Source organism: Vibrio sp. 10N.261.51.F12, assembly GCF_041471725.1.
Classification (GTDB): domain Bacteria; phylum Pseudomonadota; class Gammaproteobacteria; order Enterobacterales; family Vibrionaceae; genus Vibrio.
In genome coordinates, this window is sequence record NZ_JBFROV010000012.1 from 14,411 (window position 1) to 31,368 (window position 16,958).

At 40.5% G+C, this 16,958-nt stretch carries 10 protein-coding genes; 6 read left to right on the forward strand and 4 right to left on the reverse strand.

Annotated features, from left to right (window positions below):
- The first annotated feature begins 534 nt into the window (after positions 1-534).
- Both AB4405_RS06140 and aspT read left to right on the forward strand, forming a co-directional pair.
- Positions 535-1,914, forward strand: a complete 1,380-nt coding sequence (locus AB4405_RS06140; RefSeq protein ID WP_372060063.1) for a glutamate decarboxylase — start codon at positions 535-537, stop codon at positions 1,912-1,914.
- Between the two features lie 169 nt (positions 1,915-2,083).
- On the forward strand, positions 2,084-3,979 hold the full coding sequence (gene aspT / locus AB4405_RS06145) for an aspartate-alanine antiporter (protein WP_372060064.1): 1,896 nt from the start codon (positions 2,084-2,086) through the stop codon (positions 3,977-3,979).
- 1,346 nt (positions 3,980-5,325) lie between these two features.
- Here aspT and AB4405_RS06150 read toward each other — a convergent pair.
- Both AB4405_RS06150 and AB4405_RS06155 read right to left on the reverse strand, forming a co-directional pair.
- Positions 5,326-6,306, reverse strand: a complete 981-nt coding sequence (locus AB4405_RS06150) for a phospholipase A (RefSeq protein ID WP_372060065.1) — start codon at positions 6,304-6,306, stop codon at positions 5,326-5,328.
- A gap of 9 nt (positions 6,307-6,315) precedes the next feature.
- Positions 6,316-6,975, reverse strand: coding sequence for a DUF3313 family protein (locus tag AB4405_RS06155; protein ID WP_372060066.1), 660 nt, complete (start codon positions 6,973-6,975; stop codon positions 6,316-6,318).
- A 461-nt stretch (positions 6,976-7,436) separates the two neighbouring features.
- On the opposite strand from AB4405_RS06155, the gene AB4405_RS06160 reads away from it, so the two are divergent.
- Positions 7,437-7,862 (forward strand): hypothetical protein, encoded by a 426-nt coding sequence (locus AB4405_RS06160; protein ID WP_372060067.1) that lies wholly within the window; start codon positions 7,437-7,439, stop codon positions 7,860-7,862.
- A 916-nt stretch (positions 7,863-8,778) separates the two neighbouring features.
- On the opposite strand, the gene AB4405_RS06165 is transcribed toward AB4405_RS06160, so the two are convergent.
- A complete protein-coding gene (locus AB4405_RS06165) occupies positions 8,779-11,823 on the reverse strand; it encodes an efflux RND transporter permease subunit (RefSeq protein WP_372060068.1) in 3,045 nt (1,014 codons plus the stop codon).
- 15 nt (positions 11,824-11,838) lie between these two features.
- Complete coding sequence (locus AB4405_RS06170; RefSeq protein ID WP_372060069.1) at positions 11,839-12,936, reverse strand: efflux RND transporter periplasmic adaptor subunit; 1,098 nt, start codon at positions 12,934-12,936, stop codon at positions 11,839-11,841.
- A gap of 242 nt (positions 12,937-13,178) precedes the next feature.
- On the opposite strand from AB4405_RS06170, the gene AB4405_RS06175 reads away from it, so the two are divergent.
- The 3 genes from AB4405_RS06175 (at position 13,179) to AB4405_RS06185 (ending at position 16,922) form a co-directional block, all read left to right on the forward strand.
- A complete protein-coding gene (locus tag AB4405_RS06175) occupies positions 13,179-13,439 on the forward strand; it encodes a hypothetical protein (protein WP_372060070.1) in 261 nt (86 codons plus the stop codon).
- Between the two features lie 74 nt (positions 13,440-13,513).
- On the forward strand, positions 13,514-15,109 hold the full coding sequence (locus AB4405_RS06180; protein ID WP_372060071.1) for a bifunctional aspartate transaminase/aspartate 4-decarboxylase: 1,596 nt from the start codon (positions 13,514-13,516) through the stop codon (positions 15,107-15,109).
- A 115-nt stretch (positions 15,110-15,224) separates the two neighbouring features.
- Positions 15,225-16,922: a winged helix-turn-helix domain-containing protein gene (locus tag AB4405_RS06185; protein WP_372060072.1), complete on the forward strand. Its 1,698-nt coding sequence runs from the start codon at positions 15,225-15,227 to the stop codon at positions 16,920-16,922.
- Positions 16,923-16,958: the final 36 nt, after the last annotated feature.

A 16,958-nucleotide genomic window follows, 5' to 3' on the forward strand; every position in this document is an offset into this window, starting at 1 on the left:
TATTTCGTCGCACTTACTGAATCAACTTGGGAGCTAGTTTAGGTTGATTAAGAAATAAAGTAATTTATAGCGCATAAAAAAAACATAAAAACTCTATAGTAAATAAAATTAAACTGTTGTTTTTAAAGCCTTATTTTTCATTTATTGTCATATTACAATGAAAAGCCTAGCGTTTAACAACCAAAAACTCACTTATCATTCTGTCTACTTCCTTCTGCCTTAGTAATGAAAGAACACCCCCTTTTGCCATCTAACCTCCAATTTAAACAAGTTGATAGTATAAATCGAGATAGAAACTTACCGTTTACTGTCGGTAACTAATCATCAACGGTATCATACACAAAAAATAATGTTCTTATTTATCACCATTATTTGGGTTTTATCTATTCATTAGAAGTTAATTATTCAATGATTATTATATGGTTATGGTTTTATTTTCAACATACGTAATAATTCATCTCGACTTCTACGACACAGCTCTAGAAAACAGACAGAACTTACTTGTTATAATATATAGACCGGAGAAACACACTAATGACTAAAAACAACACGTTTTCAATCGATGATGTATTTGCTGACAAATTACTAGATTCCTCTTTAGATCAATATAAGTTTCCTAGTGATGAATCAAACCCAGAGGCCGCTTATCAACTTGTTCATGATGAACTCATTCTAGACGGCAATTCTAGACAGAACCTAGCAACCTTTTGCCAAACCTGGGTAGATGACAATATTCATAAAATTATGGATGAATGCATCGATAAAAACATGATTGATAAAGACGAGTACCCACAAACGGCTGAAATCGAGAATCGCTGTGTACATATGCTAGCGGATCTTTGGAACTCTCCGGATCCAGAAAACACAATGGGTTGCTCAACCACAGGTTCAAGTGAAGCAGCAATGCTTGGTGGTATGGCGATGAAATGGCGCTGGCGCGAAAAACGTCGCCAAGAAGGCAAGCCAACCGACAAACCAAACTTAATCTGTGGCCCTGTACAAGTTTGCTGGCACAAATTCGCAAAATACTGGGACATTGAACTACGCGAAATTCCTATGGAAGGTGACCGTTTGTTGATGAACGCTGAAGAAGTACTTGCACGCTGTGACGAAAATACGATTGGCGTAGTGCCAACACTCGGTGTCACGTTTACTTGTCAGTACGAACCGGTTCAAGAAATCGCAGATGCTTTAGATCAACTTCAAGAAGACACGGGTCTCGATATTCCAATTCACGTTGACGGTGCGAGCGGCGCATTCATTGCCCCATTCTGTGACCCTGAGCTTGAATGGGATTTCCGTATTCCACGAGTGAAATCAATCAATGCCTCTGGTCATAAATATGGTCTAGCACCACTGGGTGTGGGCTGGGTAGTCTTCCGCGAAGCGTCTGATCTCCCAGAAGATCTTATTTTTAGAGTGAACTACTTAGGTGGTGATATGCCTACCTTTGCGCTTAACTTCTCTCGCCCTGGCGGTCAGATTGTTGCGCAATACTACAATTTTTTACGTTTAGGCAAAGACGGTTACAAGCGCATTCATGATGCTTGTTACCACTCAGCACAATACCTATCAGATGAAGTCGCTAAGCTCGGTTTATTTGACATTATCTATGATGGCCGTGGTGGTATTCCAGCAATGAGTTTTAGCTTGAAAAAAGATGCTGACGCAAACTTTAACCTATTCGACTTAAGCGATTCTATTCGTGCTCGTGGTTGGCAGATTGCCGCCTACTCTATGCCATCTAATCGTGAAGATCTCGTGATCATGCGCATTCTAATCCGTCACGGTGTCAGCCGTGACATGGTTGACCTGCTCGTTAAAGACCTGAAACGAACTATCGAAAAATTCGACAAGTTCCCGGTAGTTAACTCTGTCGATGAGGAATCAGCAAGCTCTTTCAACCACTCATAAGTGATAAACGCGATGAGGCTTGCTTAGGCCGGCTCATCGTATTGACAAAAACAGAATAAAACCTATTGAGCGTGTCGGGACAGTTGTCAGGTTATCACTTACCTGACAACGGGTACCCATGATTCGCCGTCCAACATTCAATTAATCAGAGATAACATTGGCACTTACTATGACGCTATATCCTACTAAATTCATTAAGCACCTCTTTCTAAGCTTGCTAGCCATCTTCATGCTAGCAGGTAACCTTACCATTGATGGTAACCAAGGCTTACCCGAGATTGGTATGTTCAGCCCTGCGCAAGCGCAAGAGCAGGCTACGGACCCTTCGACTTCGATTACCCAACAAAAAGCATCAACCGCCGACGTACACGCGACAGCTGACGCAGCCGCTGAGCCGATGTGGATTGTACAAGTACTGCAAGCACATCCAACACTTGCCATCTTTCTCACTCTGGGGATCGGCTATTGGATTGGCGCAATCAAGTTTGGGCATTTCAGCCTAGGTGCCGTTACGGGGACATTAATTGTTGGTGTACTGATTGGTCAGCTTGATATCACAATTTCTTCCCAAGTTAAGTCCATATTCTTTACCATGTTCCTATTTGCCGTCGGCTATGGCGTAGGTCCTCAGTTTGTTCGTGGCGTGGCCAAAAACGGGGCACCTCAAGCTATTTTCGCCGTCGTCATTTGTGCATTATGTTTTGCAGTAACGTATGCAGGCGCAAAACTCGCGGGGTTCGATGTCGGCCTGGCCGCTGGTATGTGGGCGGGTGCTCAAACGATTTCAGCGTCGATTGGTCTTGCAACTGACGCGATCAACTCTTCAGGCCTGAGCAATGCTAAAGAAATGCTTGACCAAATTCCGGTGGCGTACGCAATCTGCTACTTATTTGGTACCATCGGTACTGGCATGATCTTGGCTTACCTCGGTCCTTGGTTAATTGGTACCGATCTTAAGCAGGCTTGTAAAGATTACGAAAAAGAAATGTCTGTAGGCACGCCAGAACAAGGTATTCAACACATCTGGCACCGTACAGAGTCTCGTACTTATATGGCGTCACACGAGCTTGATGGTATTGCAATTGGTGATTTTGAAACGGCACATCAAAAAGAGCGTTTGTTTATTGAGAAACTAAAACGAGCAGGACAATTGATTGATTTCGATGCGAAGACTCAGCTTAAAAGCGATGATCTTATGGCGATATCAGGACACGTTGATGCGTTAATCCACGCCGAACAATACCTGACTGAAGTCAGTGACGCAGAAATTGAGAACCTTCCACTAGAAACGGTTGATCTAGTGGTAACCAACAAAAAGTTTGCTAACCGTACCTTAGTCGACCTAGCTGGAGAAGATTACACTCGCGGTGTATTCTTGAACAAAATCACTCGTGGCGCAGCAAGCCAAGAAGTACCGTTGCTTGCTCAAACTGATATCCATAGAGGCGATGTTCTTAGTATTACCGGTACAAAAACTCACACAAGTCGTCTAGAGAAAGAAGTAGGACATGTCGATAGAACCACCACAGAAACCGACATGGTTTGGGTTGGCTTGTTCATCGTTATCTTTGGCTTAATTGGCGCATTAACCGTAAATATCTCAGGCGCACCTGTGACACTCTCTGTCTCTGGTGGCGTACTGATTGGTGGTCTCGTGCTTGGTTGGTTACGTTCTGTTCACCCAACGTTTGCTCGATTACCTGAACCAACACAATGGTTTATGAACTCTGTCGGCCTAAATATCTTTATTGCTATTGTTGGAATTTCAGCGGGCCCTGGCTTTATCTCAGGACTGAAAAGCGCAGGTCCAGAATTATTCTTGCTTGGTGCAGCGGCTACGGCAATTCCTATGTTGCTTGCACCATTAATCGGTAAATACATCTTTAAGTTCCACCCTGCTCTTAATCTAGGTGTGTGTGGCGGAGCTCGAACCAGTACCGCGTCAGTTGCCATGGTCGCAGACAAAGCCGACAGCAATATCCCAATGCTTGGATACACCGTTCCATACGCGGTATCTAACACGTTGTTAACGCTCATCGGTATGATTATGGTGCTGGTTTACTAATCATCACCATCACCATCACCATCACCATCACCATTTTTTATTCAAAAGTCTCTTACCTCGGTAAGAGACTTTTTCGTTTTTGACCCTTCCCCGTCTCCCCAAACGTATCACTCCCGGCACAAAAATAGCCGTTTTTCCCTTAAAACCGAATTTGACCAAGCACTCTGTGGATTGATGTAACGTGGCTCATCGGCAGCTTTCAATGAACTGCATACCTGCTGCGCTCCATATTTTCACGATATATGAAACCTCCTTTCTTCAGGGGGTATTTAAATAAGTCCATGCGGTATGAAAGTCTATGGCTATCGATATAGCGAAACACTCATACCAAGTATATGAACGAACGTGTCGTCAACCTACTCACAACCATGCGCCTCTGAGAGCCTTAACAGAAGTAGATTCAAGCTGTTACTGCTGGCTAAACAAGCGTCTTGTAAAGTGATGATGAATATAAGGAGTACTTCTCATTATTTCGAATGGTTCTATCAAGCATGAATCCAAGACATTGGCCTCGTTGCGCCCAAAAAGTCACTCTATTTCTGCCCATCAAAAAATGATGTAAGGCTGTCGCAGTAGCGTGACAACAACCCAACGTCCATTCTGTTGTCGTAAAACAAGCAAAGCCAAACGTTTCAACTATTGATTGGATAAGACAACATCCAGCCAACGATATGACGACCACCTGCAATATCGTTCGCTTGATCATCGCAGGGTTTGATATTGATACCTTCGACTTTTTTACAACGTATACTAGGTGTGTAAATACAATAAAAGACAGGGTTCTCTAGTCAACAAGAGACGGAAAGTACACGAGCTTCCTGGTTATTTTTCGTCTCTTTGAATTGCAATTTAACGAGAGTCCACGCAAAGGGATAGTGATCTCCCTAAGTTCATAGCCTACAGGGCGAGGAATTTTCCGACGTTAAGAAAATATCACTCCATTGTGTCTTAAAGAAATTTAAAGCACGCTGAATCCCGGTGCTTTGATACTGTCTTATTTTTACAATCGATTGTATTAACGTAATGAAGCTGCCTGGAAGGTGGATAATGCGGACGTTGAGGCTTTAGATCAAAAAGCAAAGCGGGAAGATTTCATTTTTTCCATAGGTTAGACGGCCATTAAGCCCCATTCAAAAAACTAGGATTGCCACAAAAATATACTGACGTTTTACTCATGTTTCGACAATGGCACTAACGGCGATGCCATCGTTGTTACGCTATGTCAGGTATTGAAGAAGATACGTATTCGCATATGAAATGATAGCACTTTATGATCGCCACTTATAAAAAAGCCCCCTTACAGACTCACTGTAAGGGGGCGTTTATGACCAAATATTTCGATGTAATTAAAGTATGTCCGTTAGCAAGATACCAACACCAATGCGTTTTGTGTTGTAATTGTAATCAATCAAACTTTCACCATAGCCTTGATAGTACTGAACGTAACCTCGAACTCGACCAAATAGTGGGAAGCTCATCCCCGCTTCTACTCCACCATACCCTGTACTAAAGTTATACCGTGCGACACCGGTAAACTCTACGCTTTCATATTTATATGCCGACGTCAGTTCAAAGTGCCCCATATAATCTTCGATATCTGGATTATCATCATCATTGTCTGGGATACGATACCAAGGTTCGACGTACAGCATAAAATCATCTTCAGCGTAGCCAATTCCTGTATAAACACGGTTCCAGCTACGACTTAAATCTTGCGTACGTCCATTTGATTCATGTTCAAAGCCTACACGGGAGAACCAAGTACCATTGGTACTTTCAATCGGTAAAGGGGTTTCGTAAAAAATTTCTGGTCGATAGTTCGTTTCACGAAACGGTGCCGATATCTCCGAAGAGTATGCCTGCCAAAATGATTTTACCGTAAAACCAAAGTAGACGCGGTCCTGGTCATTAAAAACACCATCTTCGATCAATGGAATTTTAAAGCTAAGTTGAAACTTAATTTCTTCATTTTTCAAATCATCGGCTTTACCATCAAAGATGTCCGATGAATAAGGCGCCGTGTTAACCTGGCTCATTTCTGTCATAGGTAAAATATAGTTTTGTCTGTAAGGCGTGATAACAAAAGGGTTGTTTTCACTGCTCTCTTCCAACAAACGCCTCGACGGTACAACATGAGAGCTTTCAGATTGACATTGCGCTTTAATTTCTTCTAAATCATCCTGCTCAACACTCATATGAACTTTTTGCAGTATGCAATTATCCATTTCCGTCGTGTAATAATTATCGCTTCCTGCAGCGAAAGCCGAGGTTGGAAGTGATGCTAGCATCACTAACCATAGTGTTGAGTGTTGAGTAGATAATTTCATGAGACCGCCTTACATATACAACGTGTGCAAAATGAAGCTGACACCTTGCTCGGTGATCTTATTCACGTCTGACTCAAGGATTTTACCGGTAATCATTGAATCTTCATTTTCTAGAACGCCATTGTTATTGACAACAAATACTCGCCTTGCAAGAAGGTGCCCATCCGATTTATCTTTAACATCAATATCAACAACTATTCTTACTGAACGGTCACGAGTCCCTGCTGCATATTTAGCTAGGCTGATCACGCCACCAATTGGAATGATTTCTCTGAATTTAACATCTTCACCAATGTCTTCAATTTCAATAATATTAACGTCTACCGTCGCTTGGTGGTCGGCCGTTTTGTCATTTGGAAACAACTTTTCTGATTTAGCCGACAGCGATGACTTGATATTTTCCTCAAACGAATCCAAATCAACAACTTTGATCTTGTTTTTAATACCATTACTTAGATTTACATTCACGTCTTCGACTATAATGTTCTGATATTGCGTATTGCCTAGTTCCGCCGAACGCCAAAACAACCCTTTCTCGTCTTTACTGTAATCCATTTCTTTATATGTATAACCACCATGTAAAGATGCCATCTCCTGTTCTTTAGGCAGTGAGCTCGCACAACCAGATAAGACTGATATGATTGTTAGCATTAGTATTTTTGTTTTCATTCTATGTTCTCTCTCAAGTGTTAATAATAGACAGTGTTTTTGAAGGAGTGAATTATGCACAACATTTTAATAATGAAAATAACTTAAAAAACATACTTAGCTAAAATAATAATCCACAATAGAAAAATTATAGGAACAGCTATTAAATTTCTTATCAATTAAAAATCAAGCTGTTGATATAAAATCAATAATTACGACACCACACAAGCCAACACCATAAGAAGAAACAATATTAAATATAAAAAAAACACTAACACTATTAATACTTGCGATTAAATTTAATATCAAACCCACTATAAAATAAAAATAAAACGCCAATTGAAATAAGTATTATACACTCATTATTTATATAACATCCATTCATGTAAAATAACCACGAGTAGGCATTACATCATACGCCACTTAGAATTTAAAAAATTAACCAAGCCTTAATAAGGCTCACTATAAAAAGGTATTTACCAATGTTAAAATATGTACTCCCTTTCTGTCTTCTTGCAACAACCTCTGTTATGGCAAACACTAATAGCCAAGAAGAAAACCAAACAAAAATAGATAATGCAATGGCAGCACTGCAAACAAAAACACTTAGAGATGTTGATTTCACTTATATTTCCGTTAATGAAGATAGCATCATAGCAACTTACCATGATTACTTATCTCTTCATTTTCGCGAATCGTACATTACAGAGTCAACAGCCAATAAATTGGATCTAACACCAGGTTTTACTTTCAATGCTTATGATTTTAACTCGGTTGATGATTTGGAGAAAAAAATAGCTTCTCGTATTAACAAAGATAAACCAAAATATTTTAGTGTTGACTTCTATCAATATGCTTTAAATCAATCTGAACGTATGGGATATACAGCAAAAGTAACCTTTTATTAATTTATCACATTTAAAAAGCCCAGCTTAACTTTAAGCTGGGCTTTTTTTTTGCTTACTAATGAGCACCACTCCTCATCTGTTATATCCCCCGCCTATAGCTAGTTTCTCTTGCTCGATGATTGCGATTTTCTCAAGCTATTTCACTGCTCCTTCTACACCGTATGAATAAAAAAAGAAACTGTACCCCGTAACCCCAACACGTTTTTGTTTCACTAGGCACTCGTTCACAATGGTTCCTACTTCCTTTCCAGGACCATTCAACCAATATCAAAGTACCGTGAACACGTCGACTCAGCTTATTCTTATAGCGGGCTTTACAACGTTACCTCTTTAAACACAGCATTGCTCAATCGCTAGTCATCAGCATATGGAAGCACCTTTTGGATACATAATGAGTATGACTTCATTATGTATCCGTTTGATCATTGAACAGCCTATCGACATAAATACCTACAACTACACAGGGAAACGGCGATAGAAGTAAGGCAAACAACTCAAGATGAAAATAAATAACCAATTGATTTATCAAGATAAAAACAAGATTCACCCGCTAAAATAATCTATTAGAAGAAAGATAAAGGAGAGACTTAAAAGACTAATGAATGCTTCGTTCTCAGCAATCGTCGAGCAATCATCTTTGTTGAGGCGGATACGGCTGACGTTCTTAGAACATACTTAACAGAAATTGAGCATTGATAAGCGGAAGTGATAATAGATGATAAACGGGAGTGAAAATAGATAGTTGATAAACGGCAGTAATAGCAGTAAATATCTCAATGGTGCTTTCAGGAATGCTGCATGTCATCGAAAAACGGAAAGAAAGATAGGGAGGCCATGGTCATGAATAGCCGTGACAAAAAAAAGCACCCTCCTTGGTGCTTTGTATTGAGTTACTTTGGTTTAGTTTTTTGCTCCATTACCCTTCAGTTTTTCCACTGTGATCATCGGCAAGGAACGTGTATACCGTCGGTACAACAAACAAGGTAAACAATGTGCCTATCGTCATGCCAACTGTAATCACAAGACCAATTGAGAAACGACTTTCTGCACCAGCGCCAGCCGCGGTTAGCAGTGGTACGACGCCTATTACCATCGCCGCCGTTGTCATTAACACAGGACGAAGACGCTCTGCTGCTGCTTTTTTCACTGCTGCAACCTTATCGCCATTAAACTCAGCTTGTAATTGGTTGGCGAAGTCACAAATCAATATACCGTGTTTACTAATGAGACCAATCAAGGTTACCAGCCCTACTTCAGTGTATATATTTAAGGTATCAAGTCCTAAATAAAGCGGAATCATCGCACCAAAGATAGAAAGTGGCACACTGGTTAACACAATCAACGGATCTTTAAAGCTTTCAAACTGAGCAGCTAGTACTAAGTAAATAATGACTAAAGCCAGCATGAAGGTTGCAACAAGTGATGACCCTTCTTGCACGAACTGACGTAGCTGTCCTGATGAATCGGTAGAATAAGAACTTGGTAAGATCTCTTTAGCCCCTTGCTGCATCACTTTATACGCTTCGCCAATACTCACATCTGGCATCATCTTCGCTTCTATCATTGCACTATTCAGTTGCTGGAACTGGTCAACCGCTGAAGGCTGTACGCTTTGCTTAATATCAATCAATGACGATAAAGCAACCATGGTGCCGTTGTTTGAACGTACATAGTACTGGTCAATATCATTCCAAGAACTACGATCACCGCGTTCAACTTGTGTAATTACTTGATAGCTGCGTTCATCTAGAGCGAAATAGTTGACGAAACCTTCACTCACATAACGTGTCAGCACATTACCTATCTCTTGGGCATTGACGTCCATTAACGCGGCTTTATCACGGTTAATAGTAAGTTCTACCTGTGGTTTCGTAAATTCTAAGTCATTCTGAACGTAGATAAATTTGCCACTATTTACTGCATATTCTTTTAACTTTTCTGCGTACTGATATAACTCTTGGTACGTACCAGTTGGTGTTTTCAATAGCATCTGGAAAGGCAACCCTTGTGAGGTACCAGGCAGATCGGGAGGTGAGATGGTAAACACCTGTAACCCCGGAAAATCAACCGTATCTTTTTGGAAACGCGTCATGATGTCTTTAGCAGAAGCATCACGTGAGCCCCAGTCTTTTAACACGCCTAAACCAAAGAACTTAGAGTCTTTTTGGTAACCATTAACCATTAACGACATTTCTGTTTCTGGATATTGACGAATTGTTTCGTCAAGCGGTTGAGTAAATTGTGCTAAGTAATCCGTATTCGCTTGCGATGGACCTTGCCCCATAACAAGTACAACGCCTTGGTCTTCTTGTGGCGCGAGTTCACTCGATGTATGCGTGAACATAAAGACTAGCGATACTAAGAATGTCAGCACTAAAGGCCAAACTAACAGACGATTTTTAAGTACAACAGTAAGAATATTCTCGTAATGACGTGTCAGACCAGCAATCACACCATTAATTTTCTTAACCATTTTTCCGTCAAGGGTTTTTTGGCTAAGTAGTTTAGACGTCATCATTGGCGTCAGAGTCAATGCGATAAAGCCTGAAATCAGCACTGAGCCAGCCAACGTAAAGGCAAATTCAGTAAATAATTTACCGGTTAACCCACCCATGAAACCAATAGGCGCATATACTGCAGCAAGAGTAAGCGTCATCGATACGACTGGGCCTGCGATCTCTTTAGCACTTTTTAAAGCCGCTTCCATTGGCGTTGTACCATCTTCCAAATGACGGAACGTATTTTCTACAACAACAATCGCATCATCGACCACAAGTGAAATCGCGAGTACCATCGCTAACAACGTCAACAGGTTGATACTAAACCCAAGCGTCATCATCAAAAATAATGAGCCAATCAATGACAACGGAATCGTCACGAGCGGAATGATCATTGCTCGCATTGAGCCCAAGAATGCAAAGATAACGATGACAACAATCAACGCTGCTTCTATAAGGGTTTTCGTCACTTCATCAATTGAGCTATTAATAAATTTCGTTGAATCATAAACAACCTGTGCGTGCATACCTGGTGGAAGACTGTCTGTAATTCCAGGAAGAACGTCATACAAGCCGGTCACTACGGTCAAAGGGTTCGACGTTGATGTATTACTAATTGCCGTAGTGATAGAACCAGTGCCATTAAACAAAACTTGTGAATTATAAGTGTTAGCACCTAGCTCAACTCTTGCTACATCTTCGATATGAATGAGTTGCCCATTCGCCGATTTAACAACAATCTGTTTAAATTCTTCAATTGAAGAAGCATCTGTATGTGCATTAATATCAATTTCGATGAAATCTGTTTTCAGCTTACCTGCAGCACTAACAGAGTTACTTGCTTTAATCGCATTTTGTACATCACTTGCCGTTACACCTAGCGCCGCCATTTTAGTTGGATTCAACCAGATACGCATTGCAAAGTCACTTTGTCCCAGCAAATCAACCTTGGCAACACCGTCTACGGTAGAGAACGTCGGTTTTACTACTCGGCTGACATAATCTGAGATCTGCTGAGGTTCCAACGAGTCACTAGAGAAAGCGACATACAGTATTGGTGATTGAGACGTCGATTTCAGAATACTTGGGTCTTGTGTACCTGCCGGAAGACGATACTTAACCTGTTGAACCAGCGACAAGATCTCGGTCAATGCTTTATCTGTCGGATAATCCAGCTTTAGGTTTACCGTAATAAGAGATTTACCGAGACTACTTTCCGATGTCATGTAATCAATGCCTTCAGCTTGCGCCACCTGCGCCTGAAGCGGTTGTGTAACATAACCTTGTACACTGGTTGAACTGGCACCTGGATACGTCGTCGTAATCGTGATAACGCCAGTTTCAATCACAGGGTATTGGCGTACTTGCAATGCTGAAAAGGCTTTAAGACCAAGTACTAATAGCACTAAGCTCAACACGGTCGCTAAAACAGGACGTTTTATAAATATATCGGTAAAACTCATAATATTGCCTACCTATTACTTGCTAACTGCTGGGAAAGAAACAGCGTCATTAATCTTCACTAATGTGCCTTTTTTCAACTGCTGCTGGTTCGATGTCACGACAACTTCGCCTTGTTCAAGCCCTGAAAGAATGCCGACTTGGTTATCCCTTTGTGGACCAATTTTTACGAGTTTTTGGTCAACTACTTGTTGGCCTTTCTCGGTTTTTACAACAAAAACGGTGTCACCATACAAGGAATAAGCGATCGCCACTTTTGGCACGGGTACGACGGCCGTCTCGTTACTTAACGTTATTTCTGCGTTGATATACATGCCACTCACAAGTTGGTTACCATTGCCTTCCACTTTTGCTCTTACACTAACGTTGTGCGACTGACTATCTGATGACGGCTGGATAGCAGTCACCACCGCAGTAAATGTTTGGTTTGGGTATGCATCATTATGAAACGCGACTTGTTGACCAACCGCGATTTGTGGCTGAACGTCTTCCGATACGGACAAGTCAATGTAGTTGTCATTAATACTTTCTAATTCAACAATAAGTGAACCAGGGTTAATGAAATCACCTAAATCGACAGTTCGAATACCTAATGCGCCAGAGAATGGTGCTTTAATGCTCATAAAGTTGATTTGAGATTTAATGTAAGCAAGGTTCGCTGATTCTGCATCATATTGAGCTTGAGCCTTATCCACTGAACTTTTCGCCGTACTATTAGTTTTTAACAATTTTGCTTGACGGGCTAACTCGATTTTTGCCAATTTTTTCTTAGCCAGCTGGCTACTATATTTAGCTTGTAGAAGTGAATCATCTAATTCAACAATCACTTCGCCTTTATTGACTTTCTGACCAGAAACAAAATTAACTGCTTTAACTTGCCCTGATATTTGGCTAGTAACTGCGGTTGATTGCTTAGACGTTACATGCCCTACTGATTTAACTGTTTTAACCCAACTATCGTTTTTTGCCGTAATAGTAGTAATAGCAACAGGTGGCTTTTTATACTCACCTATTTTCTTCTCAACCATATGGTTCTTGAAGCTATTAAATCCAAAAACGAATAGTAGTATTAACAGCACGGCTGCTGTAACTATTGATATTGCTTTCTTAGACATGATTTTCTCTTAATGTTGGACGTTGCGAATGACACATAATCTAAACGTTTTTTAAGATTTAATTATCATCGTTGCATAATCAATAAATAACTTGAGATAATCAAAATATAAACCATAAAAAACAACAAGTTAGGTAAATATAAATCAAATATAAACAATAAAAAATGATGCCAATTTCATGTTTTATATTCTGAATAGACGTAAAGTAGTGACCATCAATCAGAAGAACAACAGGTCAATATATGCAACATACAAAACATACAACATCACAAAAAATGACACGCATTTACGGAGAAGACATCGAACACAAACATAATAAAGACCACTTAGAATATGAAGATAAAGTGAAATCTCATCCTCACCAGAAACACGGTGGAAAAAATGAAGGTCACAAACATTTAATTAATCATCATTCAGATGGTCATCATGACAAGCACCACCAGGATAAAAAGAACAGTCATAATAAATCGTCTCGATTACATCATAAAACAAGTAATCAATAGGATTGCATTTCGAACATAGAAAATAACACCTTACCCCTATCAATGAATATTTAAGATAATAATTGGAAATAAAAATGAACCGTACTGAAGAAAAGAAACTAGAAACATTGAGCCCTTTTGAAGTTAAAAACACTCTAATTGAACTTGCTCAAAATAATAATAGCAACGCTATGATTAATGCGGGGCGTGGTAATCCAAACTGGATTGCCACCGTACCACGTGAAGCATTCTTCCAGCTGGGTATGTTCGCATTACAAGAGTCAAAGGCAACGTTTTCAACATACCCAGGTTTTGGTGGCATGAGCGACAAAAACTATATCTCAACTCGCTTTCTAAGTTTTTGTGAAGACAATGAGCAAAATGAAGGCGTTCGCTTCCTACTTGATTCATTCAGCTATTTAACGACTGAACAAGGGCTCGATGCTGACGAGCTAATCTATGAATGGGTTGAAGGTATTCTAGGCGACAACTACCCTGTTCCTGACCGTATGCTAAAACACTCAGAGTTCATTGCGAAAAAATTCATTGAGCAAGAAATGGGACATCAGGCTCATTTGCCAGAGTCTAACTTCGATTTATTTGCTGTTGAAGGCGGCACGGCGGCGATGGTTTACATCTTCAATACGCTAAAGACAAACCGATTGCTCAACAAAGGCGACAACATCGCTATTGGCGCGCCAGTGTTTACACCTTATCTAGAAATGCCTGAACTAGAAGACTATAGCCTAAACAAAGTCGAGATTATGGCGACCGAAGAGTCATTCTGGCAGATTCCAGACAGCGAGTTAGAGAAGCTGCGCGACCCTAAAATCAAAGCTTTTTTCTTAGTTAACCCAAGTAATCCTGCATCGGTTAAGCTAAGCGATGAAACGCTACAAAAGATTGCTGACATTGCAAATGAAAGACCGGACCTCATCATTCTAACTGATGATGTATATGGTACGTTTACCGATAACTTTACGTCACTTGCCATGCTAGCACCGAAAAATACGATTCTCGTGTATTCGTATTCTAAGTATTTTGGTGCTACAGGTTGGCGACTTGGTGTCATTGCCATCGATAAAGACAGCCATCTGGATAAAATGATTGCCGATTTACCTGAAGATACACGCAACGATCTTACCAAGCGTTACGGTGGAATCAGCTTAGATCCAGCGAACATCAAGTTTATCGACCGCCTTGTCGCCGATAGCCGAGCGGTTGCTTTGAACCATACTGCTGGGCTTTCAACACCACAGCAAATTCAAATGTCACTATTTTCATTGTTGGCATTGCTGAAAGGCGGTAAAGAATACCAACAAAATGCTAAAAAGATTGTACGTGAGCGCTATCGTAACTTAATGGAAAACAGCCCTACTGAGCCTACGATCACCGAAGACAACACCAATGGCGCTTTTTACTATGTTGAAATCAACATCCAAGACATGGCGACATCCGTATACGGCGAAAACTTTTTCGATTGGATGGAAGAGAAATACGAACCGTTAGATTTCCTGGTACGTTTAGCTCAAGATAACAGCATCGTAGTCATGCCTGGAGGCGGTTTTGATGCTCCTGATTGGTCACTTCGTGTGTCACTAGCGAACTTGCCGGATTCAGACTATGCCATCATATCGGACTCCATCAACGCAATGTTAAAGCGCTATTACGACCTTTATAAAAGCTGCTAATTCGTCATAACATGACTTAAGCCTCGATATGTAAAATATCGAGGCTTTTCTTTTTGTATTTTTGATAATCCTATCCGATACTTCTTTATTAGATACAGTAAGTTATGAATGGCCTATGAAAAATCAAAAAATCAAGTACCAAATGGATGAGTGGGTTTTTGTTCCTTACGAAGACAAATTCATTTTACATGGCGAAGATATCATTATTGATAATCGGCTATCTAAGCTCTTTCACTTTTTATGTGATAACCCAGAGACCGTCTTCTCCCGTGATGAACTGATTAATGAGGTTTGGAATGGCTCCATCCTCACAGACCAAGTCATCACTCAAGCCATCTTTGAATTAAGAAAAATCCTTAAACAGCATGGTAATCATCCCTATGGTTATATAGTGACGGTTCCCAAACGAGGCTATAAACTCGACGCGAAAGTGCAGCAAATCGTCGAAGCCTTGTCCTCTACGCTAGAGGTCATATCGGATGAATCTCGCACTGTCATAGAGGACGGGGAATTACCGAGCTCCGCTATTACTGACCCAACTGAAGCGTTACATAATACCTCAGCAGCCGTCAGTACAGCACCAATAGAGCACACTACACCGATTACGGATCCCACGCCCACAAGCGATGAACCGAGTTTAACAAAAGACCAAGATGTTTCTAAATCGCCATCAATACAAAAAGTAGTCAAAAAAACTGGCGACCCCGTTCACCGCAGCGCTGAATCTAAAACTGCAGATAAAATTGCAGATAAAACAAGGTTCAAAAAGCGTTGGTTTGTTGTCCCTGCGTTGATTATCTTAGGAGTATCTGTTGCTTATAGCTATATGCACGTTAGCAGCAACCAAGAAAAAATGAAGGTCGTCGAAGCCGAAGCTACTCAGAGTTATATCTCGTTAGAGCCTCGTTATATTCATGTCGTCATGGACTCAAATATCCTTAATGATGACCTAAAAGTCGGCTTTACTAAAAAGTTATTGGAATATTTAAAAACCTATAAAGACTTCCGACTGATCTATAATGGGCCAGCAGCTTCTGTTGCCGCAAACGAAATCAGATTCAACACTCACACCAAAGACGGTCAAGATTACCTAGAAATTGAATATGTGAACCGCATTTCGGGGCACAAGCATCTCGATAGAAATTACCGATTGACACCTTCATCCTTAAAACCTGCAATGAAAAAGTCGCTCGATGATTTATTGGACTCCTTTAATATCGAAATTGACAAGACACTGATCGCTAATTTAGTTGATGAATTACCTGAAAGTAATGTATCCACCGCGTCTGCACTAACATCATTAGGCGCCTCATACCACAATTACACCCACATAAAAGCACTTAACCAGATAAACAAGGCGCAAGAAGAGTCGCCCAACAATCCTTACGTAGTCGCGACCAACTACATGTTTCAAGTCTCCCATTTATACCTGAATCCAACACAAAATATGACTGACGATATGTCGCAGCTGAATCTAAGTACGATGGCTAAGTTTGACGAATTTGCCTCAATGGGGAAAGTAACACCAAGGGTATTAGAAGCAAAAGCCATGATGGCTTTGTCTAAAGACAAGCCACTTGAAGCTAAATCAATATTGCAATCCATACCTCATGAAAGGCGTTCGGTTTTTTTCTATATCCTCAATGCAAAAGCGTCTGAATTAACTGGTAACCGTGATGCAGCCGAAGAGTTCTACTACCACGCTGTTTTAGAAACCTCTGATATTCTGATACTCAATTTATCTGAAGTTCTCTTTTTTAACAGCGACCTTTCTGAGATCAAGGAAAAGTTAAGAGCGAACTATTCAAAATAGTGTCATATAAAAAAAGAGCGTGGTTTATTATCTAAA

Bases quoted from the DNA above. Each gene is read 5' to 3' on its own strand.
- AB4405_RS06140 (WP_372060063.1), top strand. From the start codon at position 535: ATGACTAAAAACAACACGTTTTCAATCGATGATGTATTTGCTGACAAA.
- aspT (WP_372060064.1), top strand. From the start codon at position 2,084: ATGACGCTATATCCTACTAAATTCATTAAGCACCTCTTTCTAAGCTTG.
- AB4405_RS06150 (WP_372060065.1), bottom strand. From the start codon at position 6,306: ATGAAATTATCTACTCAACACTCAACACTATGGTTAGTGATGCTAGCA.
- AB4405_RS06155 (WP_372060066.1), bottom strand. From the start codon at position 6,975: ATGAAAACAAAAATACTAATGCTAACAATCATATCAGTCTTATCTGGT.
- AB4405_RS06160 (WP_372060067.1), top strand. From the start codon at position 7,437: ATGTTAAAATATGTACTCCCTTTCTGTCTTCTTGCAACAACCTCTGTT.
- AB4405_RS06165 (WP_372060068.1), bottom strand. From the start codon at position 11,823: ATGAGTTTTACCGATATATTTATAAAACGTCCTGTTTTAGCGACCGTG.
- AB4405_RS06170 (WP_372060069.1), bottom strand. From the start codon at position 12,936: ATGTCTAAGAAAGCAATATCAATAGTTACAGCAGCCGTGCTGTTAATA.
- AB4405_RS06175 (WP_372060070.1), top strand. From the start codon at position 13,179: ATGCAACATACAAAACATACAACATCACAAAAAATGACACGCATTTAC.
- AB4405_RS06180 (WP_372060071.1), top strand. From the start codon at position 13,514: ATGAACCGTACTGAAGAAAAGAAACTAGAAACATTGAGCCCTTTTGAA.
- AB4405_RS06185 (WP_372060072.1), top strand. From the start codon at position 15,225: ATGAAAAATCAAAAAATCAAGTACCAAATGGATGAGTGGGTTTTTGTT.